Genomic DNA, 18,397 nt, shown 5'->3' with positions numbered 1-18,397 from the left:
GCATACCAGACGGCATACTGAATAATTTTGTTTGGGATAAGTAACTGGGGGAAAAACAAGAGGATAAAGAGAAATGATGGCGGAGGAGGAGAGATTCGAACTCTCGAACGGTTACCCGTCGACGGTTTTCAAGACCGTTGCCTTCAGCCACTCGGCCACCCCTCCGCAACGAGCCGAACTATAAACAGAGCTCTGCCGCTTGTAAAGCCTGTTTGTGCTTAATTGACCAAAAAATCCGCTAGCTGATTGTCGAGTGCTGAATTTATCGTCATCCCTTATGCTAACTGGCCATTAGGCGTACAGCAGCCGGTTTATTTACTCTCGCACAGATGGCACCTCACCAAATAACAGCAGAGACTTCTTTGGGGTAGTGGCAAATATTTGCTAAATTAGCGGCCGTTTCATTGATTGAATTACCGAGGTTGTATGTTGGAGTTTAAAGGCCAGGTTATTGATACCGATGCACAAGGTTATCTGAAAAATAGCACGGACTGGAGCGAGGCTTTAGCGCCCATACTGGCTGAACAGGAAGGGATTATACTCACTGAACCACATTGGGAAGTGGTGCGCTTTGTGCGTGCATTTTATCAAGAATTCAATACATCACCTGCAATCCGCATGCTGGTAAAGGCCATGGCACAAAAGTATGGTGAAGAGAAAGGTAATAGCCGATATCTGTATCGTTTATTCCCCAAAGGGCCAGCAAAGCAAGCAACCAAAATTGCAGGATTACCCAAACCCGTTAAGTGTATTTAACGACAGATAACAGTATTTAACGACGGATAGCTGTGTTCTGGTACTGCTCGTGAGTTAATAGCGGATGTTAAATTTTTCAAACGCGGTGCTCGGATAAGGTTCCGTCAGCAGGCGATCCACCCGCGCACCGCGTGGCCCCCCCTGCTTAATCCACTCAAGCAGGTGTTCAACCGCATGTTGCTCGCCGTAAGCCACCACTTCCACACTGCCATCATCACAATTTTTAGCGTAACCCGTCACACCCAGCGCTTGTGCCTGACGTTGCGTGCTATAGCGGAAACCCACGCCCTGAACAACGCCATAAACATAGGCGGCAGTGCATACTTTTGGCATATAGACTCCTCATCTACGTGATAATTTGCATTTTCCGGCTCATACTCCGACAATACTGCTCTTTTTTACCTAGCTGGCAGCAACTTAATTATGACCGTAAGCCTGATTCTTGCCAAAGGACGTGAAAAGTCCTTACTTCGTCGCCATCCGTGGATCTTCTCTGGGGCCGTTCAACGCCTTGAGGGGAGTGCCCTGCCCGGTGAAACCCTCGATATCCTTGATAGCCAGGGTAAATGGCTGGCCCGTGCCGCCTACTCTCCTGAATCACAAATTTTGGCACGAGTCTGGACGTTCCAACAAGATGAAGTTATTGACCGCGAGTTCTTCATCCGCCGTCTACAGCAAGCGCAGAGCTGGCGTGATTGGCTGGCAAAGCGTGATGGTTTGAACGGCTATCGCCTGATCGCCGGTGAGTCTGATGGTCTGCCGGGTATCACCATAGACCGCTTCCAGAACTTTCTGGTATTGCAGTTACTGTCGGCCGGCGCTGAATATCAGCGGGAAACGCTGGTTAGTGCCTTACAACATTGTTACCCAGAATGCTCTATTTATGACCGCTCCGATGTTTCCGTACGTAAAAAAGAAGGCTTACCTCTGACGCAAGGTACAATCAGTGGTGAAATGCCGCCTGACCTGCTGCCAATAACCGAAAACGGCATGCAACTGTTGGTTGATATTCAGCACGGCCATAAAACAGGATTTTATTTAGATCAGCGCGATAGCCGCCTGGCGGCGCGTAACTACGCCGATGGTCGCCGTGTTCTGAACTGTTTCTCTTATACCGGTGCCTTTGCTGTCGCAGCGCTGATGGGAAATTGTAAGCAAGTTATCAGCGTTGATACGTCACAAGCTGTACTGGATATAGCCAAACAAAACATTGAACTCAACCAGTTGGATTTGAGCAAAACCGAATTCATTCGGGATGATGTGTTCCAATTGCTGCGTAACTACCGCACGCAAGGGGAAAAGTTTGACATGATCATTATGGACCCACCGAAGTTTGTGGAGAACAAAAGTCAGTTGGCAAGTGCGTGTCGTGGCTACAAAGATATTAATATGTTAGCGATACAATTATTGCGCCCAGGCGGGATCTTGTTAAGTTTCTCCTGCTCTGGTTTGATGCCAACAGATTTATTCCAGAAAATTTTGGCCGATGCTGCGTTAGATGCAGGGCATGATATACAATTTATAGAACAGTTCCGTCAGGCAGCGGATCACCCGGTTATCGCGACATATCCAGAAGGTCTGTACCTGAAAGGGTTCGCGTGCCGGATAGTATGACTTGAAATGCCCTACACTGCCCTCATATAGAAGGCAGAGTAATGTTTCTCAGGAGGTTATCATGATTGCCAGCAAATTTGGTATTGGGCAGCAGGTCCGCCACAGCCTACACGGCTATTTGGGTGTAGTGATTGATATCGATCCTGAATATTCTCTCGAGCCACCGGAACCTGATGAGGTTGCAAACAACGCTATGTTGCGTTCGTCACCTTGGTATCACGTGGTTATTGAGGATGATGAGGGGCAACCGATACACACCTATCTAGCTGAAGCGCAACTAACCTATGAAGATATGGATGCTCACCCAGAGCAACCTTCATTGGATGAACTGGCGGCGTCCATCCGCCATCAGCTACAGGCTCCGCGTCTACGCAACTAAATCTTGAGATTTATCGATAAAACCCGGCGCTTAGTACCGGGTTTTTTATCGCCAAAATTAGCAACGTCGCGTATCACTGTTTTTCTAATCCCAGGCGCGGTATTTCAATCTTCGGACAACGGTCCATCACCACCTTTATTCCCGCATCTGCCGCCAAGGTAGCCGCCAACTCATTAATAACACCAATTTGTAACCACAGAACCTTGGCGCCGATAGCAATAGCATCTTGCGCAACGCCGTATGCAGCCTCGGCATTACGGAAAACATCCACCATATCGATAGCATGAGGAATATCCGCCAGTTCTGCATATGCCTGCTGACCCAATAATGATTTCCCCGCCAATTTAGGGCTAACAGGCGTGACTTGATACCCCTGCTGTAGCAGATAAGCCATAACACCATAACTTGGCCGCGATGGGTTATCACTCGCCCCGACTAATGCAATTGTTTTTACCTGTTGGAGAATGTCAGCAATATCTTTATCGTGCATTTTTCAGTTCCTCTGATGCGCTAAAAGAATATCCCAATCCATGTGCACCCGGAGGGATACTACCAATATTAGGCGATCCTCTAAGTGTACATCATGGGGAAAATGGATCATAAATGCGGTCAGATTGATTTGGTTTAAGAGATGTCGCAGTAATTACTGTTAGAGTGCCGGCTTTATCCTTATAATTCATCAGGATAAAAACGTTATATTTATACTGATCATTTCAAAAAGTAAATAAATGTGGGCGAACGGAAAGACTTTGACACATAATCTAGCCTGTCTGACAATGTACGCGGATATCACCCTCAGGAGCAGCACATGAAATTTGGTCTGGTGGTCGTAGGGATTTTGGCCGTTTGCTGTAGTGCTTCAGCTATCGCCACGACCTTAAAACTCGCGCCGGAAATTGACCTGTTGGTGGTCGATGGGAAAAATATGTCAGGATCCTTGCTAAAAGGAGCCGATAGCTTGGAATTAAACAGCGGTCAGCATCAAATTCTGTTCAAAGTGGCTAAACCACTGCCAGCCGATCCGAAAGTGTTGTATGCCTCTCCGCCATTAGTGGTGGTGTTTAATACCCGCAATGTTCGTTCAGTCGCCATAAAATTACCGGTCATTGATACCGAACGAGATGGGCATAAGTTTTCTAAAAACCCGGTATATCAGCTTATTGGAGATAATGGCCGCCCATTATCTGTGCGCCACGATGTATTACATCAGGACAATCTCAACACTGCCAGCACACTTGAAACTGCAATGGCCAGTTATAATGTTGGCCAATTTAGTGCTTCAGTTCCCTCTTTTGCCACCATTCCACCGTCAACTGTGAGTGCGGTGCCGGGGACCACTATTGCCGTGGCAGGGACAAATACCGCGCAGAATACCACCAGCCTGCAAGGGGAAAATGTTGCCGAACAGATGCTGCAATATTGGTTCCTGCAAGCCAACGCCGAAACTCAACAACGCTTCCTACTCTGGGCTAAAAAGCAACCGGGCAAATGATCCGTTTACGATAAGGCGGTTCTTAAACATCAGGTTATGCTTGTTTCCTCGCATTTCTTTGCGTTACCGCTATGCACAAAATCTCCGTTTCAGTAATCTGTTAGCAAACCGCTAGCATTTATTGAAGGATATCTTGATGGAACTGACTACCCGCACTATTGCGGTACGCAAGCATATTGCCCTTGTTTCCCACGATCACTGCAAAAAATCGCTGCTCGAATGGGTTATGGAAAATAAACAACTGCTGTCCCAGCACGAACTTTATGCCACAGGTACCACCGGAAACCTGGTACAAAAAGCCACCGGCATTGACGTTAACTGTTTACTAAGTGGTCCGATGGGGGGAGATCAAGAAGTGGGTGCGCTGATATCAGAGAAAAAAATCGATATTTTGATTTTCTTCTGGGACCCACTGAATGCTGTGCCGCATGATCCCGATGTGAAAGCCCTACTACGTCTGGCAACAGTCTGGAATATACCTGTCGCCACCAACCGCTCGACCGCAGACTTCTTAATTGGTTCTAACTTGTTTAGCAGCGAAGTTACCATCGCAATCCCTGATTATGATCATTACTTAAAACAGCGACTGCAATAAGCATTACGCCCGGTGCCACAACCACCGGGCGTAATGTATGCGATAGCTCCGTTAAGGTTTACGCTGAACAGGAACACCTAACTCGCTAAGTTGCTTAACAAAAATAGAGGGTTTTGCTGTATCTTGCAGTAACCAGACCTGGTGCTTCGCACGAGTCATTGCGACATATAATAAACGCCGCTCCTCCGCATCTGGGAAATCTTCCGGTGCCGGTAACAGCACATCTTCCACAATTGATTCCCGCGCTACTGCCGGAAAACCATCATTACCTTCATGCAGCCCTGCAATAATCACATAGTCGGCTTGCTGCCCTTTACTGGCATGAATAGTCATAAAATCAATCGTCAGTTTTGGCCAGCGAGTTGCCGCTTTTTGCAAAATCTCAGGCCGTAAATGGTGATAGCGGGCCAAAATCAAAATGCGCTCATCATCCTTAACAAAACCGCTTAATTTATCCAGCAAGGTGTCAAGCTGTTGGTCCGGTAAAATGATGACTGACTTTTTGTTACCTTTACTCAAGCTGTTAAGTGGCTTTTTCAATTGATGTGGGTTTTGCTGAATAAACCGGTTCGCAATTTCACCGATCCTATCATTAAAGCGGTAAATGGTATCCAAGGCACATTCAGCCCCTTCACCGAAGTACTGGCTAAAAGCTGTAGTGAGCGAGAGCTGCGCGCCACTAAACCGATAAATCGCCTGCCAATCATCACCCACCGCAAATAAACAGGTTTGCTTATTTTGTTTGCGCAGTGCTGCCAGCAGCATAGCGCGTTGCGGTGAGATATCCTGAAACTCATCCACCAAAATATGCTTCCACGGACTAACAAAACGCCCTTTATCCAGTAAGTTAACTGCCTGATGAATCAAGCCGGAGAAATCAACCGCACCTTCTTCTTTCAACGCCGTTTTCCACGCTTTCAATAACGGTGCCATTAACCGTATACGTTTCTGGAAGAGATCACGCACTTCTTCATCGGCCTGCTCAATCATTTCGGCTTGACTACCACCGTGCATTCGCATCAGCCCTACCCAACGCTCCAGCCGCCCCGCCAATCTGGCTGCTAAACGTTTATCTTGCCAAAACTCACCCTCATCAACCTCCCACTCAAGCTCATCAGTTAGCCATTCACGCCACCCTTTTGCCTGCGCTTTTTTCTCACTACACTGCTGTTGCCAATTCTTAATCAATAACGATCTTCTGGCCTGGCTGTCTGATTCTAATTTACTGATTAGTGGTGTTTTACGGCTGCCTTGCTGGATAATCTGCAATGCCAGTGCATGGAAGGTTTTAGCCTGAATATCATCCACAGCTAACCGTTGCTTAATGCGATGATTCATCTCATCAGCCGCCTGACGGCCAAATGCGAGCAGTAAAATCTGCTCCGGTAATGCTTCATTACGGCGTAACAACCAACCGGCACGGGCTACCAGCACCGATGTTTTACCACTGCCGGCACCTGCCAGAACTAATACCGAGTCTTCGCCATTAACCACCGCCCGGCTTTGCGATTCATTCAGAGGGGAGGTTTCTACACTTTGGAAGAAATCTTGATGCTCTTCCAACATTCGGTTGGTCCATTGCTGATTCCGGCGTTCTACACTGCGACTACCTTGCTGCAACCAGCGCAAACAGATCTCATAATCTGCACGACAGGTCTCAAATTCGTTCAACCGCTGCACCGGTATTGGCAATGAGGCGAAAGCCTCGCGAATAGAGTGCTGCACCTGTCCTAACTCACTGCGTTTAAACCATTTATCCTGTTGCTCAATCCGCTTGATTGATTCCACTTGTTTATGTAAAACCTCAACACAAACCAAGCTCATCTCTTCACTCCATTGCTGCCAGATGCCCAGTAAATGTTGATAGAAACGTTGAGTTTCCTGCCATTCGGTGCCATGTAAACGGACAACTTGTTGGTCTGGCAATTCAAATTCCAGTTCGCCCCAGACAATACCGCGCTTACATTCAATGTTAACCAACTGGTTAAAAGGAATTAGGTACTGATGTTTATCACCGCATACTTCGATGCCAGCATTGAGCAAGCGCACCCGGTTGTAAGGGTGCTGAGCCAAATGCTTGCCAAAAGATGTCGCTTTAAGTTCCATATCTGCGCGCCATTACTCGTATTAAGTGAATTGAAATAACACAATGGAGTGTAAATAAAATAATTGAGTTTAAACAACAGGTATCCGATAGTTGACAACGGAAACTAACCCGCCCTATTCATATAGAATGGTTAGCGTTTGTTATCACTCATCCGCGTTGCGGTTTTTTTATTCAGCTAGGCAGATAAATCACTATGCGTACTGTACTGAATATTCTTAATTTTGTTTTAGGTGGTTTCTTCACCACACTGGGCTGGCTATTCGCCACAGTCGTCAGTGTCGTTCTGATTTTTACCTTACCATTAACGCGCTCTTGCTGGGAAATTACCAAATTATCATTTCTTCCTTATGGCAATGAGGCGATCCATGTCAATGAATTATACCCAGAAAAAAGTAATGCTCTGATAACTGCAGGCGGCTCGTTACTGAATATTGTCTGGTTCATTTTATTTGGTTGGTGGCTGTGTTTATCCCATATCGCCACAGGGATTGTGCAATGCATAACCATCATTGGTATCCCGGTCGGTATTGCCAATTTTAAAATTGCTGCTATTGCTTTGTGGCCCGTGGGCCGCCGTGTCGTTTCAGTCGAAATGGCACAGCAAGCGAGAATGGCTAACGCTCAACGCCAATATCAGCAACGCTGAATTTTCAGTTTTAGAGGTTTTTTGTGCTCACTTTCGTCACTGGTTTACGCCGTTATGTCTACAATAGTAGCCTGCTTTATCATGCCCGTATTTTTATCGCGTTGGCGGGAGTAACGGCGGTTCCGTGGTGGATTGGTCAGCCCAAACTGACAATTCCGTTAACACTCGGTGTCGTCGCGGCAGCACTTACTGATCTTGATGACCGCCTGACAGGGCGATTACGCAATTTATTCATTACGCTGATCTGTTTTTTTGTCGCCTCCGCATCGATAGAGTTGTTATTTCCTTATCCCTGGTTTTTTGCCCTCGGTCTGACCTTTTCAACCTGTGGTTTTATTCTGCTGGGGGCTTTGGGGCAACGCTATGCAACCATTGCCTTTGGCGCATTGCTAATTGCTATCTACACCATGTTGGGTACCTCGATGTACCATATCTGGTACCAACAGCCGCTACTGCTGCTGCTCGGAGCTGTTTGGTATAACGTACTGACCTTGTGCGGACACCTTATTTTCCCTATCCGCCCCTTGCAGGATAATCTAGCTCGTTGCTACCAGCAGCTTGCTCACTATTTGGAAGCAAAAGCTAATCTCTTCGATCCTGATATCGAATCTGATGTCGACCAGCCTCTTATTGATGTGGCGATGGCCAACGGCACACTGGTATCAACCTTAAATCAGGCCAAAGCCTCACTGGTGACTCGCTTGAAAGGTGATCGGGGCCAGCGTGGGACCAGACGGACACTTCACTACTATTTTGTCGCACAAGATATTCATGAACGCGCCAGCTCGTCACATGTCCAATATCAGGTTCTACGAGAGAAATTCCGTTACAGCGACGTGCTATTCCGCTTTCAGCGCTTACTGAGTATGCAAGCCAGAGCCTGCCTGCAACTTTCGCAATCCATTCTGATGAGACAAAAGTATCAGCATGATCCTCGCTTCGAGCGAGCCTTTACGTTTTTAGATGCGGCACTGGCCAGAGAACTCGCGCAAAACGAGAATATCCCGCAAGTTAAAGCCCTTTCCCACTTACTGAGAAATTTACGGGCTATTGATGCCCAATTGGCGGGAATTGAATCCGAACAAGTATTAGCCGAAGGCCCTCAGCCCGAGAGCCGTTTGTCTGACGACCACATTACCGGATGGAGTGATATCAAGCTGCGTATCAGCCGCCATCTCACCCCACAATCTGCACTATTTCGCCACGCAGTTCGCATGTCAGTGGTGCTATGTCTCGGTTATGCGTTTATTCAACTAACAGGCATGCGCCACGGCTATTGGATCCTACTGACCAGTCTTTTTGTCTGCCAACCTAACTATAATGCGACGCGCCGCCGCCTTGCATTGCGTATAATTGGCACGCTAGCGGGTATTCTTATTGGTTTGCCTATCCTGTATTTTGTGCCTTCCATTGAGGGGCAACTCATCCTTATTGTCATTACCGGGGTGCTATTTTTTGCTTTCCGTAATGTTCAGTATGCTCATGCAACGATGTTTATTACCCTGCTGGTTTTGCTCTGTTTTAACCTATTAGGGGAAGGATTTGAGGTTGCCGCACCTCGGGTATTTGATACCCTGCTAGGCTGTGCCATCGCCTGGGTAGCGGTGAGTTTTATCTGGCCGGATTGGAAGTTCCGCCACCTCCCTGCGGTGGTTCATAAAACGCTGAATGCCAACTGCCGCTATTTGGATGCAATTCTGGTGCAATACTATCAAGGCAAAGATAATAGCCTGCCCTACCGTATAGCCCGCCGTGATGCACATAATTGCGACGCGGAGTTAGCCTCAGTGATCTCAAATATGTCTGCCGAACCCAAAAATGACAAAGAAACTCAGGAGGCAGCATTCCGATTGCTCTGTCTGAATCACACGATGCTGAGCTATATATCCGCGCTGGGTGCTCATCGAGAGAAACTGAGCAACACCGCCACCCTGAATCTGCTTAATGATGCGATTTGTTATGTCGAGGGTACACTTGAGCAAGAGCAGCCTGACAGCGCGAAAATGGCCCAGGTGCTAGCCAGCTTATCTACCCGGCTACAGAACTGTAATCCTGAGCCGGAGAGCAAAGACCAATTGGTTTTACAACAAATAGGTTTATTGCTTGAACTGTTACCTGAACTCAGTGAACTGAATAGGCACATCAGCCAGACTAATTAAGATTGGGGCCATTCCCGATGGCCCCGCTATGCTGTTTCAAACTGCGTAATGTTGGGCGAACGGATGTGTATCTCAAACCATTCAATAAGTTCACTACGCATCAATAAAGGCAGCACAGCATAATGGTGGCCACTTATCGCCCCAGCAAGCGCCAATAATACATTAACCCCGAGTGAGCGCCTTAATGCACGTAACTTCAGATAACAGCATTTGGCCCCTTCACGCCGCAGTTCCGCCGCATTCTTGATGCCGGCTTTCCACAATAGTCGTTCAAGGCTGGCACTGAGATTCGGCAAATCTTTCAGACGAACTGTTGACCCTTTTTTGCTTAAAATCTCAGCTTTCGCCCCTTGATAAGCGCGTGTAGCAAAATGACTCAGTGTGCACTCATCACTCCATAATGCAGAGTCTACCCAATAATAACGCAGCAATACCGGTAACCCGCGTTTAGCGTAGACAAAGTTACTCATCCCCCGACTGCGGAATAGCGTTTCTATCTTATTATTAGCGCGTAAATACAGTTCGCCGTCCGAAATCACCGCAAACATAATGCCGTTCGCCAATAGGCCATAGCCGCCAAATTGCGAACGAACTGTGATCTTGCCTAAAAAATCGAAACGATCCTGTGCTTGCATGATTTTGTTTTCTGATGCGTTTTCCATAACTACTCCTTTAGTAAAAATCCAATCCAACGTCCCTATCCAGTTGCAATAAGTGTAAGAGGAACAACCAATTAAAAAATACGCAATATGGATTACCTAGCCAAACACAAAATGAATTTGCACGGATTTACATCACAATTATGCGAAGCGTCTTGTAAAAATTTAGTTGATCTTCGAACAAACAGTGACTACTGTATATGCATACAGCACACTACAGGCGAGGTTCATAATGCGTACTCAATCACTAAAACCTTATAATGCTAATTATCATTCTCTTATTAGCCGTGAAACACCGGAAAGAATTGATGCTCCAACAGATAGTGGCCTTATCAGTGAACTTGTGTACAGTGAAAACCAGCCTGCGGTAACTCAGTTATTGCTTCCTTTATTGCAACAACTTGGTAAGCAGTCTCGGTGGCTTTTATGGCTGGCCCCACAACAGAAATTAAGTCGTTTATGGTTACAGCATTCAGGCTTACCAATAGATAAAGTCGTTCAGTTACGGCAAATCAATCCATTGTCGACTGTTGATGCAATGGAGAAGGCATTATTGACGGGAAATTACAGTGTCGTTCTTGGTTGGCTACCGGAGTTGTCAGAAAATGATCGAATCAGATTACGTTTGGCAGCAAAGTTAGGGAATGCTTATGGGTTTGTTATGCGTCCGTTGAATGACATAAAACTGAACCAAGGACAGTGCGCAACGTTAAAAATTCATTCTTCTTTGTATCATTAAGTAAATTTAGGATTTATCCCATGAATTATTACAATATTTAGCGCTTACTCCTGTAAAACCGGCATAAAGCGAGTCGGAATGCGGCTTGCAGCAGAAAATAACGTCTAGAAAACGCGGGTTTTTACCGCTAAATCGTTAAAGATAATGCACTATTTCGCTTTTTTTTCAGGCGGTTTATCACATCACACTTGTAACTTTCTCGCCACGTTGTAGACTTTACATCGCCAAGGTTGCTCTAAAACGCCAAATTATACTGGCAGCGTGATTAACGGGAGCGTTAAAACCTTGGCGAAGAATTTTAACCAAGGGCTTAGCTTTTTAAAGCTCATTGCCTATTTGGATGATAACGAGGCGTAAAATGAAAAAGACAGCTATCGCATTAGCAGTGGCACTGGCTGGTTTCGCTACAGTAGCGCAAGCCGCACCGAAAGATAACACCTGGTACACCGGTGGTAAACTGGGTTGGTCCCAGTATCAAGATACTGGCACTGGCGGTATCTATGGCAACGTTGGCAACGACGGTCCTACCCATAAAGACCAACTGGGTGCTGGTGCGTTCTTGGGTTACCAAGCAAACCAATACCTGGGCTTTGAAATGGGATACGACTGGCTTGGCCGTATGCCTTACAAAGGCGACGTAAATAACGGCGCATTCAAAGCACAAGGCGTACAGCTGGCTGCTAAACTGAGCTACCCAATTGCTCAGGACTTGGACCTGTACACCCGTCTGGGTGGTCTGGTTTGGCGCGTAGATTCTAGCGCTTACGATGCTCCTACTGATAGCCGTGCTAGCAACCATGACACCGGTGTTTCTCCACTGGTAGCGCTGGGTGCAGAATATGCATGGACCAAAAACTGGGCAACCCGTATGGAATACCAATGGGTTAGCAACATCGGTGATAAAGCTACCGTTGGTGCTCGTCCAGACAATGGCATGCTGAGCCTGGGTGTTTCTTACCGTTTCGGTCAGGAAGATGCAGTAGCGCCAGTAGTTGCTCCAGCTCCAGCTCCAGCTCCAGTTGTTGACACTAAGCGTTTCACACTGAAATCTGACGTGCTGTTCGCTTTCAACAAAGCAACTCTGAAACCAGAAGGCCAGCAAGCTCTGGACCAACTGTATGCACAACTGAGCTCTATCGATCCTAAAGACGGTTCTGTAGTTGTTCTGGGCTTCGCTGACCGTATCGGTCAACCAGCACCGAACTTAGTTCTGTCTCAGCGTCGTGCTGACAGCGTGCGTGATTACCTGGTTTCTAAAGGTATCCCTGCTGACAAAATCACCGCTCGCGGTGAAGGTCAAGCAAACCCAGTTACTGGTAACACCTGTGACAACGTGAAACCACGTGCTGCTCTGATCAATTGCCTGGCACCAGATCGTCGCGTAGAGATCGAAGTTAAAGGCTACAAAGAAGTTGTAACTCAGCCACAGGCTTAAGTTTACTCCTTTCGTAAAAAACCCCGCATTGCGGGGTTTTTTTTATCATCAATGATAACAAACCAAGCCACATCTCTTTTCTTAATGGCTCTATATCAATATCAACTTTTATCTAATTCATACCAAGACAGGTTAAATCTCTTTACCGAGAATATCCTGTAAGTCCTGTTTCAAAGATGACATCTGGTTGGCATATTTCTCTTTACGCTCAGCATCTTCAATTAACTGCACCACTGTATCTGACAGAGTATTGCCACGGCGCCGGGCTAGAGCTGCCAAACGCTGCCAAACCAGAAATTCCAGATCGATCGACTTTTTGCGCGTATGCTGATGCTCAGCATTAAAATGGCGCTTACGTCTGGCGCGGATAGTCTGCTTCATCCGCGTCGCCAGTTGTACGTTCATATGAGTGTCAATCCACTCCAGCACCTTTACTGGTTCACTTTCCAGTTTCATCAATTGCTCTACTGCGTCTGTAGCTGCACTGTTTTCAATGTGGCGGGTAATGGCTTCACCTTCACGGTGTTTTTTTACCAAATACGCCCATTTCCAACCACTTTCCAGATTTTCCAGTTGTTGATATTTCATCGTGAGCTCTTTAGTGACCGTGTAACTTAAGTCAAGCATAACAGTTTTACGCAGAATTTCACCCTACTAAAAGCCTATGATTAGTTTGTTTTTTGTACGGAATACTGCCGATGTCTTACTCCTTGCTACCAACTGCCACTCTACGTATATGCAGCCTGCTTTATTCTTGTATAATCGCCCTTTCCCTTTTTGACGATTGCATCTATTACTTTGACCAATAACCGACTTGAATGGCAGTCAATGCTGCCGAACGCAACGCCCTATGAAGCGTTATTTACTACTGCCTCCCAGTTGGAGCCGGTTTCTTTCTCGGCGATTCAGCCCCGGTTAGAGAATGGCATGACGCTATTTTGTCATCCACAATCTCAACCGCGTTTTATGCTGATTAAAGCACAGGAGAGTACTGAGTATCTGGCATTGATCGCGCAGGCAGTTAAAGAGCTGCAACCTGAAGCCTCTGCCGTGTTTGGTGGCGATTATCAGATTGATACCAATCTAGTGACCTGGCAGCCGGCACAACGTGGTGACGAGCCTTTTGCGGCACATTCACGCTGTCTCTATCAGGAATGGATAGAACCAGAACAACTGTTTGGTTGTGTTAGATGGCATAAAGATCAAATCAGTCTGCAACCCGGCTTGGTTCATCAGGCTAATGGCGGCATATTGATCCTGTCAGTACGGGCATTACAAGCTCAACCACTGATGTGGCTGCGTCTGAAACAGATGATTGTCCAGCAGCGCTTCGATTGGTTGTCACCTGATGAAACTCGCCCTCTGCCAGTACACATTCCCTCGATGCCACTGGATCTGCGCCTGATTCTCGTTGGCGACCGTCTGGGCCTTGGCGATTTCCACGATATGGAACCCGAGTTAGGTGAATTGGCTATCTATGGCGAGTTCGAAGTCGAGCTGCCGCTGGTCGATATCGATGGCATGACCCTATGGTGTGGCTATATCAATGCGTTATTGCAGGAAAAGCAGTTGCCATCTTTATCTGCCGATGCCTGGCCAGTTCTGTTTCGTCAGGCAGTGCGCTACAGCGGTGATCAGGGCAGTCTGCCGCTGTGCCCAGTATGGCTAACTGGCCAGTTGGCAGAAGCAGCGCTGTATGCTGAAGAAGAGTCAATTACAGCCAATGCGCTGGACATTGCCTTGAATGCCCGTGATTGGCGCAATAGTTATCTTGCTGAGCGGATGCAAGATGAGATTGAACTAGGGCAAATTTTGGTTGATACCGAAGGGTTAGTCGTCGGTCAGATTAATGGTTTGTCGGTACTGGAATACCCAGGTCACCCTTATGCTTTTGGCGAACCTGCACGTATCAGTTGTGTGGTTCACTTGGGTGATGGCGAGTTTGTTGACGTTGAACGTAAAGCGGAACTGGGCGGTAATCTACATGCTAAAGGCATGATGATTATGCAAGCATTCTTGATCTCAGAATTGGAACTTGATCAGCCGCTACCCTTCTCGGCTTCGATTGTTTTTGAGCAATCCTATGGTGAGGTCGATGGTGATAGCGCATCACTGGCCGAGCTTTGCGCCTTGATCAGTGCCCTTTCGCAGCAGCCGATCAACCAGCAAATTGCGGTCACAGGCTCTGTTGATCAGTTTGGTAATGTGCAGCCTATTGGCGGCGTAAATGAAAAGATCGAAGGCTTCTTCGAAGCTTGTCAGCGTCGCGGGTTGACGGGCACTCAAGGGGTGATTCTACCGACGACCAATGTCCGTCATTTATGCCTGAATCAGGCAGTGATTGAGGCGGTACAAAATGGTCAGTTCCATCTCTGGGCGGTTGATAGCGCCGCTGAAGCACTGCCGTTATTGACAGGCATGGTGTATGCCGACGAGCAGCAACCAAGCCTGTTAGGTATAATTCAAGAGCGAATCTCACAGGTTAATCCGCAGGACAGACACCGTTGGCCTTGGCCATTACGCTGGCTAAACTGGTTCAACCAGGGCTGATCGGACTTGCTCAGCGTACAGGTGTACGCTATTCTGCGCACTTCACTAAAATAAGGCTTACTGAGAACATGGTAGATAAACGCGAATCCTATACAAAAGAAGACCTTGAAGCATCAGGCCGTGGCGAACTGTTTGGCGCTGGCGGACCACCATTGCCAGCAGGCAATATGTTAATGATGGACCGTGTCGTCAAGATGACAGAAGACGGCGGTACCTATGGCAAAGGTTATGTGGAAGCGGAACTGGATATCAATCCAGATCTATGGTTCTTCGGTTGCCACTTTATCGGTGATCCTGTAATGCCAGGCTGCCTGGGCCTTGATGCTATGTGGCAATTGGTTGGGTTCTATCTTGGCTGGTTAGGTGGCGAAGGCAAAGGTCGCGCGCTGGGTGTCGGTGAAGTTAAATTCACCGGTCAGGTACTGCCTGAAGCCAAGAAAGTAACATATCGTATTAATTTTAAACGCGTTATTATGCGTAAATTAATTATGGGTGTCGCGGACGGTGAAGTTTTGGTTGATGGCAAAGTGATTTACACTGCCACCGACTTGAAAGTCGGTCTGTTTAAAGACACCAATACTTTCTAATATCTGTTATCCCTGTGCAGGGGCAGTTACTCCCCTGCACCATAATAATGATGCCACGAGGCATTTTTTTTAACCCAAGTGACTACAATAAATGTAGTCACCTGTTGAATGTTAATTTTCAGCCCACGCTCAGCCAAAGCCACAATAATGATGTGAGGAATGGAATGCAAAGAACCCGCCTTGAAGACATGCCTTGCCCGGTTGCCCGCTCTCTTGAACGCGTCGGCGAATGGTGGAGCATATTAATCATCCGCGATGCCTTTCAGGGGTTAACGCGGTTTGATGAATTTCAGCAAAGTTTGCAGCTATCACCCACTATCCTCACCCGCCGCCTAAAGTATCTGGTGGAAAGTGGAATCCTTGAAAAGCGGCTCTATAATCCGCGTCCTGCCCGCTATGAGTATTTACTGACTGAGCGTGGCAATGATTTTTTCCCAGTGATGGCGGCACTATTCCAGTGGGGTAATCAGCATTTTGCACCACTTGGTCCTGCGGTAGTTCTCGCAGATCGCCGTACAGGTAATCCGGTAGAAACTATCTTACTGGACAGAAATACCGGGCAACCTATTTGTGCACAAGATGTCACTCTTGCGGCAGGCTCCGTCAAGAGCGATATAATTAATAAACGGTTGGCACTGATGCATGGCAAACAGTCAATAGATACCAGGTAACAGTCTCACTCAATTAAGTCTCAAAAGGAAAAACAATGAATACGCGCCGTGTAGTAATTACAGGTATGGGTGTGGTTTCCCCGTTAGGCTGTGGTAGCGAAACTGTTTGGCAACGTTTGCTGGCAGGGCAATCCGGCATCCGTATTCTGCCGGATGAGATTGTCGGTGATTTGTCAGCTAAGATTGGTGGGCAAGTGCCTACACTTGATGCAGACTCAGAAGCAGGCTTTGATCCTGATAAAGCTGTTGCGCCAAAAGATCAGAAGAAAATGGATCGTTTCATTGCGTTTGCGATGGCGGCGGCAGATGAAGCTATTACCCAAGCCGACTGGCATGCTGACGATGTAGAAAAACAGGAACGTACCGCTACCGTGATTGGTTCTGGTATTGGCGGTTTCCCTGCAATTGCCCATGCCGTACGCACCACCGACACTCGCGGGCCAAAACGCCTCTCCCCTTTCACAATACCTTCATTTTTGGTGAATTTGGCTGCGGGTCATGTTTCTATTAAACATCATTTTAAAGGGCCAATTGGCGCGCCCGTCACCGCTTGTGCGGCGGGAGTGCAAGCTATTGGTGATGCGGTGCGGATGATCCGCAACGATGAAGCGGATGTTGCCTTATGTGGTGGCGCTGAAGCCGCGATTGATAAGGTCAGTTTGGCTGGTTTTGCTGCAGCTCGTGCTCTATCAACCGGTTTTAATAGCACACCTGAGAAAGCCTCCCGTCCCTTCGACAGTGCTCGCGATGGTTTTGTGATGGGGGAAGGTGCCGGTTTACTGATTATTGAAGAATTGGAACATGCTCTCGCCCGTGGCGCACAACCGTTAGCTGAGATTGTCGGCTACGGTACCAGTGCTGATGCCTACCATATGACCTCTGGAGCTGAAGATGGTGATGGCGCATATCGCGCAATGAAGATCGCATTGCGTCAGGCTAAAATTAAGCCAGAACAAGTTCAGCATCTTAATGCGCATGCAACCTCAACTCCGGTGGGGGATCTTGGCGAAATCAATGCGATTAAACACTTATTTGGTGAAGGTAATACCTTAGCCATTACCTCAACCAAGTCAGCCACCGGGCATTTGCTGGGGGCGGCTGGCGGATTGGAAACCATCTTCACGGTACTGGCACTGCGTGATCAAATCGTGCCTGCCACTCTAAATTTGGAGAATCTGGATGCCGCGGCCAAGGGGTTGAATATTGTGGCAGGTAAAGCTCTCCCCCATGAGATAACCTATGCACTGTCAAATGGCTTCGGTTTTGGCGGGGTTAACGCGAGTATCTTGCTAAAACGCTGGGCTGAATAATTTGGTCAGACCTCGATGAGTTGACGCCAGTCAATGATTCGGGTGAGCGAATTCAGACAACAATGCTGCAGCGACAAGTACCACCGGTATTACTCAAAGTAATTGGTGTTGCAGCTAGGCGGCAAATGAGTGAATCCCGATGAGTTGGACACTAGTCAATGATTCGGGTGAGTGAATGCAGCCAACAATGCTGCAGCGACAAGTACCACCTGTATTACTCAAAGTAATTGGTGTTGCAGCTAGGCGGCAAATGAGTGAATCCCGATGAGTTGACACTAGTCAATGATTCGGGTGAGCGAATGCAGCCAACAATGCTGCAGCGACAAGTACCACCTGTATTACTCAAAGTAATTGGTGTTGCAGCTAGGCGGCAAATGAGTGAATCCCGATGAGTTGACACTAGTCAATGATTCGGGTGAGCGAATGCAGCCAACAACGCTGCGGCACCAAGTACGAAGAGTAAAAATGAAAACCTCCGCAATATGCGCATAAAGCGGAGGTGATCCCTTAGTCTGACAGAGAGCCGCTTAAGCGGTCACAGCCCTGTCCTCCATGGCTTGTCGCCAACCTCCTAACCAATGCGATCTGGCGTCTAAAGCTTGATAGGGACAAATTTCCCTTGAACGCCCTGAAATACCTGCTTGATACCCGCGTGACAACGCCCTTTCCAGGCGATCTCTTTTCTGTCTCTTCATGCC

19 protein-coding genes and 1 tRNA gene are annotated in these 18,397 nt (G+C 47.5%); 13 read left to right on the top strand and 7 right to left on the bottom strand.

The features are described from left to right. Positions 1 to 77 precede the first annotated feature (77 nt). Positions 78 to 165, bottom strand: a tRNA-Ser gene (locus V1953_RS07970). Positions 166 to 426: 261 nt separating this feature from the next. Between V1953_RS07970 and tusE the strand changes: the two genes are divergently transcribed. Then, complete coding sequence (gene tusE / locus V1953_RS07965) at positions 427 to 756, top strand: sulfurtransferase TusE (RefSeq protein ID WP_083158481.1); 330 nt, start codon at positions 427 to 429, stop codon at positions 754 to 756. 54 nt (positions 757 to 810) lie between these two features. Here tusE and yccX read toward each other — a convergent pair whose 3' ends face one another. Continuing rightward, a complete protein-coding gene (gene yccX / locus V1953_RS07960) occupies positions 811 to 1,089 on the bottom strand; it encodes an acylphosphatase (protein ID WP_083158480.1) in 279 nt (92 codons plus the stop codon). A gap of 90 nt (positions 1,090 to 1,179) precedes the next feature. Between yccX and rlmI the strand changes: the two genes are divergently transcribed. Both rlmI and hspQ read left to right on the top strand, forming a co-directional pair. After that, positions 1,180 to 2,370 (top strand): 23S rRNA (cytosine(1962)-C(5))-methyltransferase RlmI, encoded by a 1,191-nt coding sequence (gene rlmI / locus V1953_RS07955; protein WP_083158479.1) that lies wholly within the window; start codon positions 1,180 to 1,182, stop codon positions 2,368 to 2,370. Positions 2,371 to 2,431: 61 nt separating this feature from the next. Continuing rightward, positions 2,432 to 2,749: a heat shock protein HspQ gene (gene hspQ / locus V1953_RS07950; protein WP_083158478.1), complete on the top strand. Its 318-nt coding sequence runs from the start codon at positions 2,432 to 2,434 to the stop codon at positions 2,747 to 2,749. A 73-nt stretch (positions 2,750 to 2,822) separates the two neighbouring features. Here hspQ and V1953_RS07945 read toward each other — a convergent pair whose 3' ends face one another. After that, positions 2,823 to 3,239, bottom strand: a complete 417-nt coding sequence (locus tag V1953_RS07945) for a CoA-binding protein (RefSeq protein WP_083158477.1) — start codon at positions 3,237 to 3,239, stop codon at positions 2,823 to 2,825. Positions 3,240 to 3,557: 318 nt separating this feature from the next. Between V1953_RS07945 and V1953_RS07940 the strand changes: the two genes are divergently transcribed. Then, complete coding sequence (locus V1953_RS07940) at positions 3,558 to 4,241, top strand: DUF2057 family protein (RefSeq protein WP_193784636.1); 684 nt, start codon at positions 3,558 to 3,560, stop codon at positions 4,239 to 4,241. Between the two features lie 136 nt (positions 4,242 to 4,377). After that, positions 4,378 to 4,836, top strand: a complete 459-nt coding sequence (locus V1953_RS07935) for a methylglyoxal synthase (RefSeq protein ID WP_083158476.1) — start codon at positions 4,378 to 4,380, stop codon at positions 4,834 to 4,836. 51 nt (positions 4,837 to 4,887) lie between these two features. Here the strand turns inward: V1953_RS07935 and helD are convergent, their stop codons facing one another. Next, positions 4,888 to 6,942 carry a DNA helicase IV gene (helD, locus tag V1953_RS07930; RefSeq protein WP_442850815.1) on the bottom strand — a complete coding sequence of 685 codons (2,055 nt, stop codon included), beginning with the start codon at positions 6,940 to 6,942 and terminating at the stop codon, positions 4,888 to 4,890. A gap of 194 nt (positions 6,943 to 7,136) precedes the next feature. Between helD and V1953_RS07925 the strand changes: the two genes are divergently transcribed. Beyond that, positions 7,137 to 7,589 carry a YccF domain-containing protein gene (locus tag V1953_RS07925; protein WP_083158474.1) on the top strand — a complete coding sequence of 151 codons (453 nt, stop codon included), beginning with the start codon at positions 7,137 to 7,139 and terminating at the stop codon, positions 7,587 to 7,589. Between the two features lie 23 nt (positions 7,590 to 7,612). Beyond that, complete coding sequence (yccS, locus tag V1953_RS07920; RefSeq protein ID WP_083158473.1) at positions 7,613 to 9,748, top strand: YccS family putative transporter; 2,136 nt, start codon at positions 7,613 to 7,615, stop codon at positions 9,746 to 9,748. Positions 9,749 to 9,774: 26 nt separating this feature from the next. Here yccS and V1953_RS07915 read toward each other — a convergent pair whose 3' ends face one another. Further along, entirely contained in the window at positions 9,775 to 10,410 is a 636-nt protein-coding gene (locus V1953_RS07915) for a TfoX/Sxy family DNA transformation protein (RefSeq protein ID WP_442820787.1), read from the bottom strand. Positions 10,411 to 10,639: 229 nt separating this feature from the next. On the opposite strand from V1953_RS07915, the gene sulA reads away from it, so the two are divergent. Both sulA and ompA read left to right on the top strand, forming a co-directional pair. Beyond that, complete coding sequence (sulA, locus tag V1953_RS07910) at positions 10,640 to 11,146, top strand: SOS-induced cell division inhibitor SulA (protein WP_442850814.1); 507 nt, start codon at positions 10,640 to 10,642, stop codon at positions 11,144 to 11,146. A 358-nt stretch (positions 11,147 to 11,504) separates the two neighbouring features. Further along, a complete protein-coding gene (gene ompA / locus V1953_RS07905) occupies positions 11,505 to 12,581 on the top strand; it encodes a porin OmpA (RefSeq protein ID WP_083158470.1) in 1,077 nt (358 codons plus the stop codon). Between the two features lie 132 nt (positions 12,582 to 12,713). Here the strand turns inward: ompA and matP are convergent, their stop codons facing one another. Next, positions 12,714 to 13,169, bottom strand: a complete 456-nt coding sequence (gene matP, locus V1953_RS07900; protein ID WP_083158469.1) for a macrodomain Ter protein MatP — start codon at positions 13,167 to 13,169, stop codon at positions 12,714 to 12,716. Between the two features lie 210 nt (positions 13,170 to 13,379). Here matP and V1953_RS07895 point away from each other — a divergent pair, with 210 nt between their 5' ends. The 4 genes from V1953_RS07895 to fabF all read left to right on the top strand — a co-directional run bounded on the left by V1953_RS07895 (position 13,380) and on the right by fabF (position 17,699). Continuing rightward, positions 13,380 to 15,131: an AAA family ATPase gene (locus V1953_RS07895; RefSeq protein ID WP_193784635.1), complete on the top strand. Its 1,752-nt coding sequence runs from the start codon at positions 13,380 to 13,382 to the stop codon at positions 15,129 to 15,131. Positions 15,132 to 15,199: 68 nt separating this feature from the next. Then, positions 15,200 to 15,718 (top strand): bifunctional 3-hydroxydecanoyl-ACP dehydratase/trans-2-decenoyl-ACP isomerase, encoded by a 519-nt coding sequence (gene fabA, locus V1953_RS07890; RefSeq protein WP_083158467.1) that lies wholly within the window; start codon positions 15,200 to 15,202, stop codon positions 15,716 to 15,718. Between the two features lie 164 nt (positions 15,719 to 15,882). Next, positions 15,883 to 16,389, top strand: a complete 507-nt coding sequence (locus tag V1953_RS07885) for a winged helix-turn-helix transcriptional regulator (RefSeq protein ID WP_083158466.1) — start codon at positions 15,883 to 15,885, stop codon at positions 16,387 to 16,389. Between the two features lie 35 nt (positions 16,390 to 16,424). After that, the gene (gene fabF / locus V1953_RS07880; protein WP_083158465.1) at positions 16,425 to 17,699 is read left to right on the top strand and encodes a beta-ketoacyl-ACP synthase II; all 1,275 of its coding nucleotides are present in this window, start codon (positions 16,425 to 16,427) and stop codon (positions 17,697 to 17,699) included. A 527-nt stretch (positions 17,700 to 18,226) separates the two neighbouring features. Here fabF and rmf read toward each other — a convergent pair. Continuing rightward, entirely contained in the window at positions 18,227 to 18,394 is a 168-nt protein-coding gene (gene rmf, locus V1953_RS07875) for a ribosome modulation factor (RefSeq protein WP_005170911.1), read from the bottom strand. Positions 18,395 to 18,397 lie beyond the last annotated feature (3 nt).

This window comes from Yersinia sp. 2541 StPb PI (assembly GCF_052217145.1).
In the GTDB taxonomy this organism is placed as follows: Bacteria; Pseudomonadota; Gammaproteobacteria; order Enterobacterales; family Enterobacteriaceae; genus Yersinia; species Yersinia enterocolitica_E.
This window is presented reverse-complemented; position numbering and strand designations above follow the sequence as displayed.